Origin of the sequence: Actinoplanes sp. URMC 104 (assembly GCF_051386375.1) — a bacterium.
In the GTDB taxonomy this organism is placed as follows: Bacteria; Actinomycetota; Actinomycetes; order Mycobacteriales; family Micromonosporaceae; genus Actinoplanes.
The window spans coordinates 2,079,875-2,097,815 of sequence record NZ_JBPQTO010000011.1 but is presented as its reverse complement, the minus strand read 5'-3'; the positions used below and the strand labels follow the sequence as shown (position 1 = coordinate 2,097,815).

15 protein-coding genes are annotated in these 17,941 nt (G+C 73.9%); 8 read left to right on the top strand and 7 right to left on the bottom strand.

Annotation, left to right across the window (positions count from 1 at the left end; genetic code table 11):
• Window positions 1–5: 5 nt before the first annotated feature.
• The gene (locus ACSNN8_RS35450; RefSeq protein ID WP_436654540.1) at window positions 6–806 is read left to right on the top strand and encodes a DUF3097 domain-containing protein; all 801 of its coding nucleotides are present in this window, start codon (window positions 6–8) and stop codon (window positions 804–806) included.
• Here the strand turns inward: ACSNN8_RS35450 and ACSNN8_RS35445 are convergent.
• Window positions 793–2,226, bottom strand: coding sequence for a PLP-dependent aminotransferase family protein (locus ACSNN8_RS35445; protein WP_436654539.1), 1,434 nt, complete (start codon window positions 2,224–2,226; stop codon window positions 793–795). The two genes, ACSNN8_RS35450 and ACSNN8_RS35445, sit on opposite strands and share 14 nt — an antisense overlap.
• Window positions 2,227–2,247: 21 nt before the next feature.
• Between ACSNN8_RS35445 and ACSNN8_RS35440 the strand changes: the two genes are divergently transcribed.
• Window positions 2,248–3,186, top strand: coding sequence for a DMT family transporter (locus tag ACSNN8_RS35440; protein ID WP_436654538.1), 939 nt, complete (start codon window positions 2,248–2,250; stop codon window positions 3,184–3,186).
• On the opposite strand, the gene ACSNN8_RS35435 is transcribed toward ACSNN8_RS35440, so the two are convergent.
• Window positions 3,094–4,398: a serine hydrolase domain-containing protein gene (locus tag ACSNN8_RS35435; RefSeq protein ID WP_436654537.1), complete on the bottom strand. Its 1,305-nt coding sequence runs from the start codon at window positions 4,396–4,398 to the stop codon at window positions 3,094–3,096. The genes ACSNN8_RS35440 and ACSNN8_RS35435 overlap by 93 nt on opposite strands.
• A 154-nt stretch (window positions 4,399–4,552) precedes the next feature.
• Here ACSNN8_RS35435 and ACSNN8_RS35430 point away from each other — a divergent pair, with 154 nt between their 5' ends.
• Together ACSNN8_RS35430 and ACSNN8_RS35425 are read left to right on the top strand one after the other, a co-directional pair.
• Window positions 4,553–5,002: an NfeD family protein gene (locus tag ACSNN8_RS35430; RefSeq protein WP_436655531.1), complete on the top strand. Its 450-nt coding sequence runs from the start codon at window positions 4,553–4,555 to the stop codon at window positions 5,000–5,002.
• A gap of 11 nt (window positions 5,003–5,013) precedes the next feature.
• Entirely contained in the window at window positions 5,014–6,132 is a 1,119-nt protein-coding gene (locus tag ACSNN8_RS35425) for an SPFH domain-containing protein (RefSeq protein ID WP_436654536.1), read from the top strand.
• Window positions 6,133–6,178: 46 nt separating this feature from the next.
• Here the strand turns inward: ACSNN8_RS35425 and ACSNN8_RS35420 are convergent, their stop codons facing one another.
• From ACSNN8_RS35420 to ACSNN8_RS35410, 3 genes are all read right to left on the bottom strand, one after another.
• A complete protein-coding gene (locus ACSNN8_RS35420) occupies window positions 6,179–7,000 on the bottom strand; it encodes a TrmH family RNA methyltransferase (RefSeq protein ID WP_436655529.1) in 822 nt (273 codons plus the stop codon).
• Window positions 6,997–7,584, bottom strand: a complete 588-nt coding sequence (locus tag ACSNN8_RS35415; RefSeq protein WP_436654535.1) for a dihydrofolate reductase family protein — start codon at window positions 7,582–7,584, stop codon at window positions 6,997–6,999. The genes ACSNN8_RS35420 and ACSNN8_RS35415 overlap by 4 nt, the downstream gene beginning before the upstream one ends.
• Before the next feature lie 69 nt (window positions 7,585–7,653).
• Window positions 7,654–8,319 carry a hypothetical protein gene (locus tag ACSNN8_RS35410; protein WP_436654534.1) on the bottom strand — a complete coding sequence of 222 codons (666 nt, stop codon included), beginning with the start codon at window positions 8,317–8,319 and terminating at the stop codon, window positions 7,654–7,656.
• Window positions 8,320–8,479: 160 nt separating this feature from the next.
• Between ACSNN8_RS35410 and ACSNN8_RS35405 the strand changes: the two genes are divergently transcribed.
• Window positions 8,480–9,616: a MalY/PatB family protein gene (locus ACSNN8_RS35405; RefSeq protein ID WP_436654533.1), complete on the top strand. Its 1,137-nt coding sequence runs from the start codon at window positions 8,480–8,482 to the stop codon at window positions 9,614–9,616.
• Between the two features lie 1,875 nt (window positions 9,617–11,491).
• Window positions 11,492–12,667 carry a globin gene (locus tag ACSNN8_RS35400; RefSeq protein WP_436654532.1) on the top strand — a complete coding sequence of 392 codons (1,176 nt, stop codon included), beginning with the start codon at window positions 11,492–11,494 and terminating at the stop codon, window positions 12,665–12,667.
• A 490-nt stretch (window positions 12,668–13,157) separates the two neighbouring features.
• Here the strand turns inward: ACSNN8_RS35400 and ACSNN8_RS35395 are convergent, their stop codons facing one another.
• Together ACSNN8_RS35395 and ACSNN8_RS35390 are read right to left on the bottom strand one after the other, a co-directional pair.
• Entirely contained in the window at window positions 13,158–13,469 is a 312-nt protein-coding gene (locus ACSNN8_RS35395) for a signal peptidase I (RefSeq protein ID WP_436655527.1), read from the bottom strand.
• A gap of 287 nt (window positions 13,470–13,756) precedes the next feature.
• Window positions 13,757–15,049, bottom strand: coding sequence for a hypothetical protein (locus ACSNN8_RS35390; RefSeq protein ID WP_436655526.1), 1,293 nt, complete (start codon window positions 15,047–15,049; stop codon window positions 13,757–13,759).
• Window positions 15,050–15,128: 79 nt separating this feature from the next.
• On the opposite strand from ACSNN8_RS35390, the gene murD reads away from it, so the two are divergent.
• On the top strand, window positions 15,129–16,478 hold the full coding sequence (gene murD / locus ACSNN8_RS35385; protein ID WP_436654531.1) for a UDP-N-acetylmuramoyl-L-alanine--D-glutamate ligase: 1,350 nt from the start codon (window positions 15,129–15,131) through the stop codon (window positions 16,476–16,478).
• Window positions 16,479–16,852: 374 nt separating this feature from the next.
• The gene (locus tag ACSNN8_RS35380; RefSeq protein ID WP_436654530.1) at window positions 16,853–17,896 is read left to right on the top strand and encodes a MurR/RpiR family transcriptional regulator; all 1,044 of its coding nucleotides are present in this window, start codon (window positions 16,853–16,855) and stop codon (window positions 17,894–17,896) included.
• Window positions 17,897–17,941 lie beyond the last annotated feature (45 nt).

The window sequence follows — 17,941 nt, the reverse complement described above, 5'->3', positions numbered from 1 at the left end:
CTGGCATGTATGGGGAGGACGTGCTCAAGGGCAACTGGCGGCGCCGCAAGGTGGTGCCGGAGGTGGACGCCGAACGCGACCTGGTCGTCGAGGACGCGGACTCCGGGTTCTGCGGGGCGGTGGTGGGCTTCGAGCTGGGCGCGGTCGTGCTGGAGGACCGGCACGGCAAGCGGCGCAACTTCCCCCTCGAACCGGCCGCGTTCCTGCTCGACGGCAAGCCGGTGACGCTGCGCCGGCCCGCCGCCGCGCCGGATCGGCCGGGCCGGCGGATCACCGCCTCCGGGTCGATCGCGGTGGAGGGCGTACGGGCGCAGGTCGCCAAGGCCAGCCGCATCTGGGTCGAGGGCATCCACGACGCGGCTCTGATCGAGCGCATCTGGGGTGACGACCTGCGCATCGAGGGCGTCGTGGTGGAGCCGCTCGACGGCATCGACGACCTGGTGGGCGCGGTCCGCGCGTTCCGGCCGGGCCCGCAGCGCCGGCTCGGCGTGCTCGTCGACCACCTCGTCGCGGGCAGCAAGGAGAGCCGCATCGTCGCCGCGGTGACCGACCCGGACGTGCTGGTCACCGGCCACCCGTACGTCGACATCTGGCAGGCCGTGAAGCCGGAGCGGGTGGGGCTGTCGAAGTGGCCGGTCGTGCCCCCGGGGCGGCCCTGGAAGGAGGGCATCTGCGCGGCCGTGGGCGTGCGCGAGCCCGCCGACATGTGGCGCCGGATCCTCAAGTCGGTGAACAGCTACAAGGACGTGGAGACACCGCTGATCAACTCGATGGAGCGGCTGATCGACTTCGTCACGGTCCCATGACCTGCCCGAGGCGGCGGGCCGCTTCCGCAAGGCGGTCCGGCGGGTTCGCCGCGTAGCCGAGGATCAGTCCCGGCGGGCCGGGTGTCATCCGGTGCCAGGACAGCGGGTGTACGAGGACCCCGGCCGCAGCCGCTCGTTGCGCCAGCGCGATGTCCGGCTCGTCCCCGGCCATCATGATCAGCAGGTGCAGGCCGGCGGCCACGCCCATCACGCGCGCCCGCGGAAGGTGCCGCGCGAGCGCGCCGAGCAGCGCGTCGCGGCGGCGGCGCTGGCGGGTGCGGACGGTGCGCAGGTGCCGCTCGTAGTCGCCGGTCGCCAGCAGCCGGGCCAGCACCAGCTGCGGCAGCGCGGGGTTGCCCAGGTCGGAGTCGTGCTTGGCGGCGAGCAGCTCGGGCTGCATCCGGCGCGGCGCGATCAGCCAGCCCAGACGCATCCCGGGCGCCAGCGACTTCGAGACACTGCCCGCGTACGCGACGTGGTCGGGCGCCGATCCCTGCAGCGCGGCCACCGGGGCCCGGTCGTAGCGGTGCTCGGCGTCGTAGTCGTCCTCGATGATCAGGCGCCCCTCGGCGGCCCAGCTCAGCAGCGCGCGGCGGCGGGCCGGGCCGAGCACCACGCCGGTCGGGAACTGGTGCGCGGGCGTGAGCACGGCCGCGTCCTGCGTGAGCGCGCCGACGACGAGCCCCTCGGCATCGACCGGGACGGGCTCCGGGCGTACGCCCCAATGCGCCAGCTGGTCGCGCGCCCCGCGTGACCCCGGGTCCTCCACCGCGATCCGGCGCGTCCTGAGCGTCTGCCCCAGAAGCGCCAGCGCCTGCGCCACGCCGTTGACCACGATCACGTCGTCGGGCTCGGCGCGCACGCCGCGCGTCCGGGCCAGCCAGCCCGCCAGCTCGGCCCGCAGCCGCGGCGTGCCGCCCGGGTCGCCGTAGCCCAGGTCCGCCGCCGTGATCTCGTCGAGCACCGCGCGTTCGGCGCGCAGCCAGGCGGTGCGGGGGAACGCCGACAGGTCAGGCACGCCGGGGGACAGGTCGAGGTCGATGCCGTCGGCCGGGGGCAGCGGCAGCCGCAGCGTGTCGAGCGAGCGGCGGCGGTCCGACGGCGTGTCCCGCACCTGCGGCCGCGCGATGATCGTGGTGCCCGCGCCCGTCCGCGCCGCCGCCAGGCCCTCGTCGATGAGCCGCTGGTAGGCGTCGACGACCACCCCGCGCGAGACGTCGAGCTCCGCCGCGAGCAGGCGGGTGGGCGGCAGCCGCGTCCCCGTCGTGAGCCGCCCGGCAGCCACCGCGGCCCGCAGCCCGTCGGTCAGCCACGTGGTCAGCCCCTTCGCGGGCGCGTCCCCGGGCCGCAGCTGCAGGAAGTCCGAGCCGGAAATTGGTCCCCCAGGGCGTACGCGGATTGGTCCTTCAACCCGGACCATACCGCGAGAAGCATCGACGGCATGCGGATGAGCTTCCTGGCCGGCGCCGCCGGCATGACCTTCGTGGGCGGCAGCGTCGCCGTCTCCGGCCTCCTGGCCGACGCGCCCTCGCTGACGATCCAGAGCCTGCGGTACGCCGTGGCGTGCCTGCTTCTGCTCGTGTTCTTCCGCGGCCGGGTCGTCCGCCCTCGCGGCGCCGAATGGCTGTGGCTGTCCGGCGTCGTCGTCACCGGCATGCTCGTCTTCAACCTCGCGCTGGTCCACGGCGCCCGGCACGCCGAACCCGCCGTGCTCGGCGTCGCGGTCGCCTGCGTGCCGCTGCTGCTCGCCGTCGCCGGCCCGCTGCTCGAGGGCCGCACCCCCGCCGCCCACCTGATCGTCGCCGCACTGGTGGTCACCCTGGGCGCCGGCCTCGTGCAGGGCCTGGGCCGCGCCGACGGCCTCGGCCTGCTGTGGGCGCTGGTCACGTTCGCCTGCGAGGCCGGTTTCACGCTGCTGGCCGTCCCCGTCCTGGGCCGCCACGGCCCGGTCGGCGTCTCGGTCCACTCCACCTGGATGGCCGCGATCGCCTTCGGCTTCGCCGGCCTGGTCCTTGAGGGCCCCGGCGCCGTCCGCCGCGTCCACCTCGACGACCTGCTCGCCGGCGCCTACCTGGCCGTCGCCGTCACGGCCGTCGCCTTCGTCCTCTGGTACACCTGCGTGCAGCGCCTGGGCTCCGCCCGGGCCGGCCTGCTGACCGGCGTCGCCCCGGTCTCGGCCGCCCTCGTCGGCGTCGCCCTCGGCGGCCCCGTGCCCGGCCCGCCGGTCTGGCTGGGCGTCGCCGTGGTCGCCGCGGGGCTGGCGCTCGGCTTGCGCTCCGGGCCCGCCTCAGGCGAGGTGCGCCGGGTCGCGCTTGAAGACGAACGTGGCGATGTCGATGCCGGTGACCGCGCCCTCGTCGTCGCGCTGGAGGGTCAGTAGCTCGCCCTCGTTGTTGCCGTCCGTGCCGCGCCAGCGGTCGGGGGCCTCGCGGACGAAACGGGTCCGATGGTGCGGGCCGGTCATCACGACGGCGTCGCCGTGGGTGGTGATCTCGTACTCGCGGCCCATCCACCACCAACGGCCGACCAGCGCGGCGGCCTCGCCGGTGGGCGGGGCGGGCGGCTGCCACGGCTCGGGCACGACCGGCTCGGCGTCCACCGCGGCGGACAGGGCCTCCAGCGCCGTCGCCTTGAGCGTGGTGCCGGCCAGGCCGTACGCGTTGGCGAAGGCGATCACGCCCAGCCGGCTCCGGCGGTGGACCGCGAACTGGGCGACGTAGCCGGGCATCGAGCCGCTGTGGCCGACCAGGACGCGCTCGCCGACGCGGTAGAGCTCCGGGCCGAGGCCGTGGCCGGCGGTCCACGACTCGAGGTCGCTGATGACCACGGGCGCGCACATCTCGTCGACGGTCTCGCGGGCCAGCACGGCGGGGGCCGGGTCGGTCCAGAAGGCGGCCCACTTGGCCATGTCGGTGACCGTGGACCAGAGCTGGCCCGCGGGCGCCATCGCGCCGGAGTCCAGGCGCGGCTCCTCGTGCAGTGAACGGTCGAGGGCGTGCACGACGTAGCCGCGCGCGAACGGCTCGACGGGGGAGTAGGTGGTGCGCTTCATGCCCAGCGGGTCGAGCACCCGCTTGCCCACGAGGCTCTGCCAGCTCTCCCCGGTGACCCGCTCGAGGACGGCGCCGAGCAGCCCGTACGCGAGGTTGGAGTAGCGGTAACGGCGGAACGGCGGGCCCGCCACCTTGTCGTAGCCGAGCTCGGCGAGCAGCTTGTCGACGTCGCCGCCGGCGTTGCGCTCCCACCACGCGCCGTCGGGCTCGCGCTGCAGACCCGAGACGTGCCCGAGCAGTTGCCTCAGGGTGACGCCGCCGATCGGGGTGCCGGGCAGGTGCCGGTACAGCAGGTCGTCCAGCGCGAAGAAGCCCTCGTCGCGCAGTTGCATGACGAGCGTGGCGGTGATGGTCTTGGTGATCGAGCCGAGCCGGTACTGGGTCTTGGCGTCCGGCCGGGGATGCTCGCCGGCGAACACCTGGTGCAGCACGGCGCGATCCCGCACGATCGCCAGGGCGAGCGAGGGGGCACGCCCCTCGGCCTGCGCGCGTACGGCGATCTCCTCGACCCGTCGGCCGGTCTCCGGCAGCAGCGACACGGTGGACCCTCTCGATGTGACTGGTGGGTATAACTGCCCGCGGGCGATATGGCTACGCCGGATCGCGGGCGGGTTTGCATGGCAGTTCGGTGACATTTTCGGCGGCGGTGCACACGGCGTCGCCGGACGAGCGCGGCCGTGTCACGATCGATACGTGGAAGCGGTTCTCTGGATCGTGCTCGGCATCGCACTGGCGATCGCCGAGGCTTTCACGGCCACATTCCTTCTCATCTTCTTCGGTTTGGGCGCGTTCGCGGCGGCCGGTGCGGCCGCCCTCGGAGCGCCCCTGTTGCTGCAAGTGATCGTCTTCGCGCTGGTCTCCGGGCTCTCGGTGACCGCGCTGCGGCCGATCGTGCTGCGCCATGCCCGGCCGGCCCTGGAGTCGGGCGAGACGCCGTTCGGCGTCGAGGCGATCGAGGGCACCCAGGCCACCGTGCTGGAAGAGGTCGACGGCGCGCGCGGCATGATCAAGATCGACGGCGAGCTGTGGCAGGCCCGCTCGTTCGACGGCCACGAGAAATACCTGCCCGGCGAGCGTGTCCGGGTCCTCAAGGTCAACGGCGCCACGGCCATCGTCTGGCGTGACGAGTTGCCGAATCTGTAGAGAGGAGTGCCATGGAAGCTGTGATCGGCGTCCTCATCATCGTGATCGTGGTGTTCGCCATCGTCACGCTGCTGCGGTCCGTCCGCATCGTCCCTCAGCAGCGGATGGACGTGGTCGAGCGCCTGGGCAAGTACAAGCGGACGTTGAGCCCCGGCCTCAACCTGCTGGTGCCGTTCGTCGACTCGGTGCGCAGCAAGGTCGACATGCGCGAGCAGGTCGTCTCCTTCCCGCCGCAGCCCGTGATCACCTCCGACAACCTCGTCGTGTCGATCGACACGGTGCTGTACTTCAAGGTGGTCGACCCGGTCCGGGCGACCTACGAGATCGCGAACTTCCTGCAGGCCATAGAGCAACTGACGGTCACCACGCTGCGCAACGTCATCGGCTCGCTCGACCTCGAGCGCGCGCTGACCAGCCGTGAGGAGATCAACCGCCACCTCTCGACGGTGCTCGACGAGACCACCGGCCGCTGGGGCATCAAGGTCACCCGGGTCGAGATCAAGGCGATCGAGCCGCCGCCGAGCATCCGCGACTCGATGGAGAAGCAGATGCGCGCCGAGCGGGAACGCCGCGCCACGATCCTCAACGCCGAGGGCCACAAGCAGGCGCAGATCCTCACGGCCGAGGGCGAGAAGCAGGCCGCGGTGCTGCGCGCCGACGGTGACCGGCAGTCCCGCATCCTGCAGGCCGAGGGCCAGGCCAAGGCGATCCGTACGGTCTTCGACGCCATCCACACCGCGAACCCGTCGCAGAAGGTGCTGGCCTACCAGTACCTGCAGGCGCTGCCGCAGATCGCGAACGGCACGGCGAACAAGGTGTGGATCGTGCCCACCGAGCTCACCAAGGCCCTCGAGGGCATGGGCGGCGCGCTGGGCGGGCTGGCCGACATGGTCGGCGACAAGCCGTCGGCCAAGGTCGACTCCGCGGCGGTCGAGAAGGAGGCCGTGGCGGCCGCCGAGGCCGCGGCCGCCGAGGCGCAGAAGGTCAACGACCAGGTACGCGTCGCCGAGGCCGAGGTCACCGGCGACCCCGACCGCACCGCCGCGCTGCCGGCGCCCGAGCCGATCCCGCCGTCGGCGGCCCTCGGCGGCGCCGACTACAACGGCGTCGCGAGCCGCGAACGCGCCTGATCGTTGCCGATTAGACGGCCGGTCCCCTCCCCGGGGCCGGCCGTCCTCATGTCTGCGGGTCGTCGCGTCCCAGCTCCCAGAACGCGACCGCAGCCGCGGCCGCCACGTTGAGCGAGTCCACGTTGCGCCGCATCGGAATCTTGACCGGGACGTCGCTGGCCGCCAGCGCGTTCTTCGACAGGCCGGGGCCCTCGGCGCCGAGCAGCAGCGCCGCCTTCTCGCGCTGGCTACTGGTCAGCCTCTGCAGCGGCACGGCGTCGGGCGCCGGGGTCAGGGCGAGCACGGTGAAGCCGGCGTCGCGCAGCAGTTGCAGGCCGTCGGGCCAGGGCTCCAGCCGCGCGTACGGGATGGCGAAGACCTCGCCCATGCTGACCCGCACGCTGCGCCGGTAGAGCGGATCGGCGCACGTCGGCGACAGCAGCACCGCGTCGATGCCGAGCGCGGCGGCGCCCCGGAAGACCGCGCCGATGTTGGTGTGGTTGTTCACGTCCTCGAGCACGGCCACCCGCCGCGCCGCCGCCACGACCTCCTCGGCCGCGCGCAGCGGCGCGCGGTGGAAGGAGGCCAGCACCCCGCGGTGCACGTGGAAGCCGGTGGCCTGCTCGAGCACGGCGGGGGTGGCCGCGTAGACCGGGGCGTCGCCGGGCAGGTCGGCGATCTGGTCGGTGCGCTTGGCGTCGACCAGATAGGACCGGGGCCGGTAGCCGGCCCGCAGGGCGCGGCGCAGCACCAGCTCGCCCTCGGCGATGAACAGCCCGTTGGGCGGCTCCCACTTGGTGCGCAGCTCCAGATCGGTGAGGGCGCGGTAGTCGCCGAGCCGGTCGTCGGCGGGATCGGTGATCAGGTGGATCTCGGGCACGGCCGTCAGTCGACCCGGTAGGTCAGGTGGGTGGCGTGGCCGGACGCCCGCACGTGGATCTGGCGCAGGTTGCGCGGCACGGCGCCGTCGAACAGCGGGGTGCCGCCGCCGAGCAGCACGGGCGCGAGATGAAGCCGCACCTCGTCGACCACGCCGGCGTCGATCGCGCTGCGGACCGTGGCGCCGCCGCCCATGATCACGACGTCGCGCCCCTCGGCGAGGGAGATGCCCTTGTCGACGGCGCTGGCCACGCCGTCGAGCACGAACGTGAACCGGTCGGCCAGCCGCACGTGGGCAGGCGGGGTGCGGGTGACGACGAGCACCGGCTGCTGCCCGGCCTCGCCCGCGCCGTAGCCCACCTCGTCGTTCCACCCGTCGGGGCCGTCGACGACGTCGAACAGCCGGCGGCCCATGATCACCACGCCGGTGGCGTCGGTGGACTCGGCCAGCACCGCCCGGTCGACCGCGTCGCTGGAGAACGCCCACGTGTGCAGAGCCTCGCCGCCGCGGCCCAGGCCCTGGCCCGGACCCGGGTCGGGACCCGTCACGAACCCGTCGAGCGACACCGAGATGTCGGCGACCACCTTGGCCATGGCTGCTCCTTCCGCCGGCCCCGGGGTCGTCCCGGGACTGGTGCGAGCATGCCACCCGGGTCCGACAATTCAGTGCTCGGGGATGAGCCGGCTTCCCGTCCACGCCAGGCCGGTGCCCGCGGCGAGCAGCAGCAGCGCGCCGACGGTCGGCAGCGGGCGCTGGGCGTGCGCGCCGGCGCCGATCGCCGCGGCGGCCAGCATGAGCAGCACCCCGTCGGCCGGGTTGACCAGCCGCGAGCGGAAGACGGCCCAGCCCAGCAGCACCCAGCCGGCGCCCACGGCGGCGGAAGCGGCGACCTCCACCATTCGCAGCTGCTCGACGGCCAGCGGCGAACCGGCCGCGGCGGTGTCCGGCGGCAGCGCGGCCAGCGGCAGGCTCAGCACCAGACCGGCCATCCCGACGAGCAGGCCGGCCAGGGCGGAGCGGCGGGTACGGCTGCCGGCGAGCAGCCCGGCGAGGGCGATCATCGCGACCGCGGCCAGCCAGTCGGCGGCGAGCGTGACGACGAGCGGGCCCGGCGGGGTGTCGATGCCCAGCGTGGCCCAGCCGTGCAGCAGGGCCGCGGCGGGCAGCGCCCAGAGGGCCAGGCGCGCATATCGGCGGACGCCCCAGACCCAGACCGCTTCCCGCACGGGGAGCAGGTGCTCGTGGTGGGCCGAACCGGCGCCCCCGACCCACGCAGGAGAGACCCGCAGCGGTCGGCCGCTGGCCGTCTGGTGATGGCTGATGCTCATGGCTCCGCCTCGCGTGGGCTCAAGCCGAGCGGCCCGGGGGCAACCGGTCGGGATCCTGGAAGCAGCCTGCCAAAGGCGCGCTCTGCTCGCAGCGAATTCACAGAATTACCCGCTCGTCCGCCACCGGGAAAATGTCGGAGGGCCGGAGCAGGATGGCGGCATGAGCGCAGAACTGACGGTCCCGTCCCTCGCCGAGCTCCGGCTGCGGCGCAGCGTCAAGTGGCGCACGTTCCCCGACGACGTGCTGCCGCTGTTCGTCGCCGAGATGGACTACGAGCTGGCGCCGCCGGTGGCCGAGGTGCTGCACACGGCGGTCAGCCGCGGCGACCTGGGCTACTCCGCGCCCGGCCCCGAGCTCGGCAAGGCGTTCGCCGCGTTCGCCGGGCGCCAGTGGGGGTGGGACCCCGATCCCGCCCAGGTCTCCGCCGTGACCGACGTCGGCGTCGGCGTGGTCGAGGTGCTGCGGCTGCTGGTCCGGCCCGGCGACCCGGTGGTGATCAGCCCGCCGGTCTATCCGCCGTTCTTCGACTGGGTGCCCGAGGCGGGCGGCCGGGTGGTCGAGGTGCCGCTCGCCGGCACCCGCCTCGACCTGGCCGGCCTCGAGGCGGCGTTCGCCGTCCACCCGGCCGCCTACCTGCTGTGCAACCCGCAGAACCCGGTCGGCCGCGTGCACACGGCCGACGAGCTGGCCGAGCTCGTCCGGCTCTCCCGGCTCTACGGCGTGCCGATCGTCAGCGACGAGATCCACGCTCCGCTGGCGCTGCCCGGCGCCCGGGTCACGCCGCTGCTCACGGTGCCCGGCGCGGCCGAGGTCGCGCTCGCGGTCGTGTCCGCGAGCAAGGCGTTCAACCTCGCGGGCCTCAAGTGCGCCGCGCTGGTGACCGCCTCCCCGCGCATGGCGCAGCTCGTCGAGCGCCTGGCCGCCGAGGTGTTCGAGCGCACCGGTCACCTGGGCGTGCTCGCCTCGATCGCCGCGTTCACCGAGGGCGACGCCTGGCTCGCCGCGCTGATCGGCACACTCGCCGCGCGGCGTGAGCAGCTCGGCTCGCTGCTCGCCGAGCAGCTGCCGGCCCTGCGCTGGACGCCGCCCGAGGCGACCTATCTGGCCTGGCTCGACGCCTCCGCGCTGGGGCGCGACGCGCAGCCGCGCGACCGCTATCTGGCCGAGGCGCGGGTGGCGCTCGAGCCGGGCACCCGGTTCGGCGCGGCCGGCTCGGGTCATGTCCGCCTCAACTTCGCCACGAGTCCCGAGATCCTCGCCGAGGCGGTGAGCCGCATGGCGACTGTGCCGGGGTGAGCGGCCGGGGTCACGCCGTCTCCCGGTCGCGGGACGCGGCGAGGCCCACGGCAGTACGGTTGTACTGTTCGATGATCCGCGAAGCGGGGGTGTTCGCCAGTGTCGTCCGGATCGGGCTCGGGTTCCGGGGCGGACCAGCATCTGCTGGCCCTGCTGCGGGCGATCCGGCTGCGGCAGGCCGCCCCCGACGCGGTGGCCGCGGGCATCGCCGACACCGTCGCCGCCCTGCACGACCAGGACGACGCGGACCCGGGCCGTCCGGCGCTGCCGCCCGGGGAGGCGCACGAGGCTCTGCCGCCCGGCCCCTCCCACCCGGGCGTGCCGCACGTGGGCGAGGAACCCTCGCCGGGGCAACCGATGCGGCCGCGCTGGGCATCCGCGTCCCCGACGGCGCCCGATGCCACTGCGCGGGCCGTGCCTGGCCGTGACGCGGGGTCCTTCGGCCGTGGTCCGGCGCCCGTCGACCATGACCCGGCGCCCGTCGACCGTGACCCGGCGTCCTTGGGCCGTGGTCCGGCATCCGTCGACCGTGACCCGGCGTCCTTCGGCGGTGATTCGGCGTCCTTCGGCCGTCATCCGGGGACGCCCGGGGGCGCTTCTGCGGCGGGCGCTCGTGAGCCGGCGCGGTCTGGCCACGATCAGGGTTCACTCGCGGCACAGCAGGGGCGTGGTCACCCGGAGGCGCCGCCGGGGCGGTCGTTCTGGGCCCGCAACCCGGTGCGCCCCGTGGCACCGCCGTCCTCCGCCGCTTCTCCGGCGCGAGCTGACGCTGGTCCGCCAGTGCGGGCCGATGCTCGTTCGCGGGCCGGGGCTGACGTGGGTCCGCCCGGGCGAGCCGAGGCCGATCCGCTCGAGGGGGCTGATGCCGCTTTGTCGGCCGGGGTTGATGCCGGTCCGTCGATGTGGACGGACGCTGGTTCGTCAGCGGGCTCGCCAACGTGGGCCGATGCCCCTTCGCCGGCGCGGACGGCCGCTGGTTCGCCGGCGGGCGCTGCTGGTTCGCCAAGCGATACCGCCCCGCCCGCCTGGGCCGATGCGGCTTCGCCGACCCGGGCCGATGCGGCTTCGGCTACCTGGGCCGATGCGGCTTCGCCGACCCGGGCCGATGCGGCTTCGCCGACCCGGGCCGATGCGGCTTCGCCAACCCGGGCCGATGCGGCTTCGCCGACCCGGGCCGACGCGGCTTCGTCCAAACGGGCCGATGCGGGTTCGCCGGCGGGGACGAGCGCGGCTGGAGCGCGGCCGTATTTCGGTGGAGGCGCGGGGCGGGCGACTCAGGGAGCTACGGCGCCCGCCGGGCACGGGCGGGAGGTCGAGCCGTTCGAGTCAGCCCCGGTGGCGCGGCCCGCCGGGCTTCCTGCGATCGACGTGACCCGGTCGGCGCGGCAGGGATGGACGCCGTTGACCTATCCGGCGGGGTCGGGCACGACCTCAGGGCGCGACTACGGTGATGTTGAGCCCGCGCCGCCGGGCTCGGGGCCGTTCTTCGCGCGCGAACGCCCGGCTTCGACGGCGCCCGCGACGGAGAACGGGCCGGGCCGGTACGACGGCGCCGGGGCGGGGACGCCCGACGCTGATAAGGCGCCCGGCAAGGCACTGATGACGCCCGAGGAAGCTGGGCGCTATGCCGATGTCGAGGCCGTGGGCCGACCCAGCCGCAATCAGTTCGCGGGGCTGCCGGTGCGGCGGCCGGCGCGGGCGGTGCGGCCCGGGTGGCAGCCGCCGGTCTCCGAGGCGCCCGGGATCGAAGGGGGCGCCCGGCCGCGGTGGGCCCATGGCGTACGGGATGAGGGTGGATTGCACGGAGAAGCGCACACGACGCGGGCGCCCGGTGCTCCGGCGCCGAGGTTGCCGGGATTCGAGCTGCCGCACGTCATGCCGCCGATGGTGTCGCGGCCGCCGGGCGGGGGCGGGGACGGCATGGACCCGGCCGACGACGCGCTGCTGCGGCAGACCCAGCGGCTGCTGAGCACGAGCCTGACGTTCGCGGGCGGGCCCGACGAGGTGGCCGAACGGCTCCGGGCGGCGCTGCTGCAGGCGCACCCGTCGCTGATGGCGGCCCTGCCGGGCGACGCGGCGACGCAGGCGGCGATGCTCGGCCGGGCGCTGACTTGGCTGGTGCACCACCTCGACCGGCCGCCGCTGCTGGTGGGCGGGTGCCGGCGGCTCGGCGCCGCGCTGGCCGCGTGCGGGGTGCAGCCGGGGCAGTACCACCTGGTGGGCGCCGCGCTGGCCGAGGCGATGCGCGCGGGCATGGCGCCGGGGCAGTGGCGGCAGGACTTCGACTTGGCGTGGCGGTCGACGTGGCAGCACGCGTACGAGTGGATCGTTCACGGCTCCGCGCGCGCGGGCCTGGAACCGCTGGTGTGGGACGCGACCGTCGTCGAGCACGACCGGCGCCGGCCCGACCTGGCGGTGGTGCGGCTGCGTCCGGCGCTGCCGATGCCGTTCCGGCCGGGGCAGTTCGCCCGCATCCAGCTGCCCGAGCTACCGCAGATCTGGCGCCCCTACTCGCTGGCGGGCGCACCGCGGCGCAACGACCTGATCGAGCTGCACGTACGGGCCAAGACCACGACGGGCGTGAGCGGCACGCTCGTGCACCGCACCCGCGTCGGCGACCCCGTGCGCCTGAGCCGCGCCGAGGGCACGATGACCTTGCCCGAGACCCCCGGACGCAACCTCCTGATGATCGCCGGCGACACCGGCGTCGCGCCGCTCAAGGCCCTGCTGACCGAGCTCGCCGACACCGGCGACGCGCGCTCTGCTGTGCTGTTCTGGGGCGTCCGCAACCTCGACGAGCTCTACGACATCGACGAGATCGCCGAGACGGCCCGCCGGGCGCGCCGGGCCACCGTCGTCCCGGTCGTCTCCGAGGGCGACCCCGGCCCGTACGCGTCGGGCCTGGTCACCGACGCCGTAGCCGCCTACGGCGAGTGGTCCGATCACGAGGTCTACCTGGCCGGCCCACCGCTGATGCTCGCCGCCACCACCGCCGCCCTACTCCAGCTCGGCGTCGCCCCCGACCGCATCCACCACGACGCCCCGGAGTAGCACCGCCCGGCTGCTGCTCCCGCCCAGAGAGCCGCAGCCTCCGCGTCCACTGTGCATGCTGCATGATGCATCGTCGGGGATAGGTGGGTCAGAAGGCGACGCGACGGGCTGAGGGCGCGGGGCGGGGGCCGAGCGGGACGCTGGAGGGTGCCGGCCGGGGTTGAGCGGCGACGCGGCAGGATGCCAGGCCGACATTGGAGCGGGACGCCGGGAGGGTGCCGGGCCGGGTGTGGAGCGGCGACGCGGGAGGGTGCCAGGCCGAGATTGGAGCGGGATGCCGGGAGGGTGCCGGGCCGGGTGTGGAGCGGCGACGCGGGAGGGTGCCAGGCCGAGATTGGAGCGGGACGCCGGGAGGGTGCCGGGCCGGGGATTGAGCGGCGACGCGGGAGGGCGCCGGGCCGGGGTTGAAGCGCGGGGCAGGATTGCTGCGTGTGGCCTGGGCAAGCCCACACAGGAGCCAGAACTGAGGGGCTGCGGCGGAGCGGTTGTGCTAAGGCTGGGGCGGGACCTTGTAGCCGGGGATGGAAGGCCAGCGGACGGTCAGCACGACGGACTCCTCCTCGGCCAGCCAGGAGTGGTCTACGCCGCGGCCCCAGACGATGTAGTCGCCGGGGTCGGTGAGGACCACCGTGCGGTCGGGGAGTTCTACGTGGAAGCGGCCGCTGATCAGGATGAGCAGGGCGGTGCGTTCCTCGCCGGTGACCCAGCGGGCTCGGCGGTCGCCCTTCGGGTGGCGGCCCCACTTGATTTCGACGTCGGTGCTGTGGCGGGGGTCGCCCGCCGGGCGGAAGTGGCCGAGCAGCCAGCCCTGCTCGGCCGGCGCGTCGAGGTCGGCCTTGCCGACGTAGACAGCACCCGCAGCGGGGACATCGGTGTGGCCAGGGACGTCGCTGAAGCCGGGGGCGTTGCTGCGGCCGGGGACCGCGGGTGTCCGGGGGGCGTCGGCGCTGCCGGAGGCCGCGCGCAGCGCCGGGGCGTCCGGGTCGTCAGGGACCGCTCGCAGGGCCGCGGCGTCCGGAGTGTCGGGTGCGAGGGCGTCCGGGTGGGCGGAGGCGGCGGTGGGTGGCGGGGTGTCCATGAGGGGAGGGCTCAGAGGGCGTCGGTCAGGATTTTGGCGTAGGAGGCCGGAACGAAGGTGGGGCCGCCGGGGGTGAGGACGTCCTCGCGGGAGGCGGCGGCCCAGGCCTCGGCGGGGACGGCGGCGCGCAGGGCGGTCAGCACGGGGGCGTCGTCGTCCAGCATGGAGAGGGCCACCAGGGACTCCTCAACCTCGCCGACGCACTCGAAGGGCTTGTGGGCGTCGATGCCCAGCAGCTCGAGGAAGCCGGGGACCTGGGCCACGTCGGCGAACAGGTCGTGGCCGAAGATCTTCGTCAGGCGGGCGCGGTCCATGGCGGGGGCCATCGCCAGGAAGACGAAGCGGCACTTCGGGCAGTCGCCGCACCAGCGGGCCGTGGGGTCGTGCAGCTTGAAGGCCTTGTTGCAGCTGGTCACCACGTCGTCGTACGCGGTGTGACGGGCGAACAACTGCGCGATGTGCAGTTCGGACAGCGAGCGCAGCAGCGAGAAGTACGGCTCGGTGAGCCCGGCGTGGGCGGTCACGGCGGCGCGCAGCAGGCCCTCGGCCTCGACGCCCTTGGACCACTGGTGGTTGACCTCGTGACCGTTCCAGATCAGGTTGGGGTCGGAGGCGGAGCGCTCGTTGGACATGACCACCGGGCCGAGGCCGTGCCACACCGCGGTGGCGACCGCGATCAGCGAGTTGATCGCGGTGACCGGGATGTGGCCGTTGAGCGCGCCGGCCTTGTTGAGCTCGAACAGGCGCGGGTCGAGCTTGCGGCGGGCGGCCAGCGCCGGCAGGCCGGAGGCGGCGTTGACGTTCTCGATCACCGGGTTGGGGTTGACCGAGAACGGCACCGGGTCGAGCCCGGCGGCGCGCAGGATCTCCAGCGTGACGATGGAGTCCTTGCCGCCGCCGACTGCCGACAAGGGGCGGCCCTGGCTGTTGTCGACCACCTCGGGCGCCGCGGGGGCGCCCGCGGGCACCTCGACCGTGAGCTCCAGGACGTGGGCGAGCTGGTTGCGGTACGCGTACTCGGCCATGCCCTTGGTGTAGATCGCGGTGAAGAACTCGGCCGCGGCGGGCGGGACCGGCTGGGGGGCGAGCACGCGCGCCGGCGCGCCGACCTTGAAGTAGCTCACCCCGGCGACGACGTGCAGCAGGTCGAGCACGCGGGGGAGCGCGGCCGGGACCCCGGCGGGCCGCTCGGGCACCGGCAGCGTGACCGTCTCGGTGAAGTGCAGCGGCTCCGGCCCGTCGAGCACGTAGTCGAACGTCGCCACCCCGGTCTCGGGGTCGAAGGCGTACGAGGGGAACCGCATCACGTCGAACTGCACCCGGAAACTCCTGTCCTAAGGCCGACGGGCAATACTAGTGCGACCCGACGAGGAGGGGACGAACGTGCGCCTGGCAGACCTGAAGGGCCGGTCCGTGGCGGTCTGGGGCACCGGCCGCGAGGGCCGCGCGGCGGTGACGGCCATCGCGCCGCACGGGCCGTCGCGGCTGATCGCGGTCGACGACAGCGCGAACTTCCTCTCCGTCTCGTGGGAGGGCGCCCTCGCCGAGGCGGCGCCGCTCGCGGGCGGCGACCACGCGTTCCCCGCGCTGGTCACCGCCGATGTCGTGGTGCGGTCGCCGGGCGTGCCGCAGACGCACCCGTGGATGGCGGAGCTGCGCAACCGCGGCGTGACGGTGACCGGCGGCAGCGCGCTGTGGATGGCCGACCACGCGGCGCGCACGATCGGGGTCACCGGCAGCAAGGGCAAGAGCACCACGTCGAGCCTGATCAGCCACCTGCTGGCCGCGGCCGGCCGGCCCAACGCGTTCGGCGGCAACATCGGCGTGCCGCTGCTCGACCTGCCCGACGCCGAGCTGTACGTCCTGGAGCTGTCGAGCTACCAGTGCGCCGACCTGACCGACTCGCCGCGGGTGGCGGTGGTGACGTCGCTGTTCCCCGAGCACCTCGACGCGCACGGCGGCGAGCGCGAGTACTACCGCGACAAGCTCAACCTGCTGCGCCACGGACCGGAAATGATCGTCGTGAACGGGGCCGACGAGCGGCTGCGCGACGAGATCCGCGGGGTGACCGACGCGAACGGGTTCCCGCCGATCCCGGCGGCGGCCGGCGACTCGCGGTTCCGGGTCGAGGACGAGCTCGTGTACTGCTCCGACGAGCCGCTGTTCCCGCGCGCGAAGCTGCGCCTCAAGGGCGCGCACAACGGGCGCAATCTGTGCGTCGCGCTGGCCGTGCTGGACGGGCTGGGCATCGACGTGCCCGGCTCCGCCGCGACGCTCGCCGAGGCGGTCGCGTCGTTCGAGGCGCTGCCGCACCGGCTCACCGAGATCGAGGACCCGTCCGGCCTGACGTTCGTCGACGACACGCTGTCGACCAGCCCCTACGCCACGATGCACGCCGTCGACGCCTACGCGGACCGGCCACTGACCGTGCTCGTCGGCGGCACCGACCGCGGGCTGGACTACTCCGTGTTGCGCGACTTCCTCGCCTCGCGCGAACTGACGGTGATCGGCCTGCCCGACAGCGGTCCGCGCATCCTCGGCGAGCTGGCCGGCCTGCCCGGCATCAGGACGGTTCCCGCCGACGATCTGGCCGACGGCGTACGCCTGGCGCGTGAGCTGACCCCTGCGGGCGGCGTGGTCCTGTTGTCGCCGGCGGCGCCCAGCTACGGGCAGTTCCGCAACTTCGAGCACCGCTCCGAGGTCTTCGCGCAGGCCATCCGCGCGACCGCCTGACCACGACGCCTCCGCAGGCCGGCACCGGGGAACGGTGCCGGCCTGCGGCGTTGTGAAAACGTTTCACCGGTAAAAACCGCGTTTCGGATCCGTCAGGAGTTGGGTCGCGCGCACGATCCGGCATCGGCCGATCGACGCGACGGCATCGAGCGAAAGTGCCATGTCAAACCGGGACGTATCCGTTCATGTGATGGCTGTCACGTCGTAAAGAACATATCCGGATCGATGAGCGTCAAGTGGCGGCGGCGTAACACGCGTTCATCGGCGCAGGTCAGGTAACGGTTTGAAAACTTCACCCAACTCCTTGACATGGAGGGGCGGTTAGTAAGAACTTTTACCGCGACAGTAAACACTCCTTCCTGAAAGGGTGGCCAATGAGCGAGCCGGAGATGGACGGCGCCGCGTCGACCGCGGTCGTCGACTCCCTGGTTCGTGGCGACCGGGCCACCTCGACCCTGCCCGCCACGAAAGAACCGGCGCTGCCCGCCGAGAAAGAACTGGTCAGGGGCTCGGAGAGCGTCAGGAGCGCCGACGACGCCGACCAGGGGGTGCTCGTCAAGGTGCGCTCGCTGCTCCCCGAGTTCACCGGGGCTCTGCGGCGGGTGGCCGAGCACGTGCTGACCGACCCGGCCGCCGCGTCCCGGGCGACCATCGTCGAGCTGGCCGAGCGCAGCGGCACCTCCCCGGCGACCGTCACCCGGTTCTGCCGGGCGCTCGGCTTCGACGGGTACGCGGATCTGCGGCTCGGCATCGCGGCGGAGACCGGCCGGGCGCGCTCGGCCGGCTGGACGGTCGACATCGGCCGCGAGATCCAGCCGGGCGACCCGCTCGAGCGGGTGCTCGGGCAGATCATGGCCGCGGACACCCGGGCGATGCACGACACGGCCGCGCTGCTCGACCTCGCCGAGGTGGAGCGGGCCGCGGTCGCGATCGCCGCGGCGCCGCGGGTGAACATCTTCGGCGCCAGCGGAAGCGCGCTGGTCGGCGAGGAGATGCAGTTCAGCCTGCACCGCATCGGGGTGCCGGTGTGGGCCTGGACCGACGTGCACAACGGTCTGGCCAGCGCCGCGCTCTCCCGGCCCGGCGACGTCGCGCTCGGCATCTCGCACTCGGGCGAGACCGGCGAGACGATCGAGCTGCTCGCCGAGGCGAGCAGCCGGGGCGCCACCACCATCGCCCTCACCAGCTTCCCGCGCTCCCCGCTGGCGGAGCTGGCCGACATCACCCTGATCACCGCGACCCAGGCGACCACCTTCCGGCCGGACGCGCTCAGCGCCCGGCACCCGCAGCTGGTCGTCCTGGATCTCCTCTATGTCGCTGTCGCGCAGCGGACCCACGAACGTTCGCACGCCGCGTTCCAGCGCACCGCGCAAGCCGTGCACGGCCACAAGGCGGCCAAGGACGGCAGCACCACCTAGCTCCACCCATCCCCAGATAACGAAGCACGACATAACTCCCCAGGA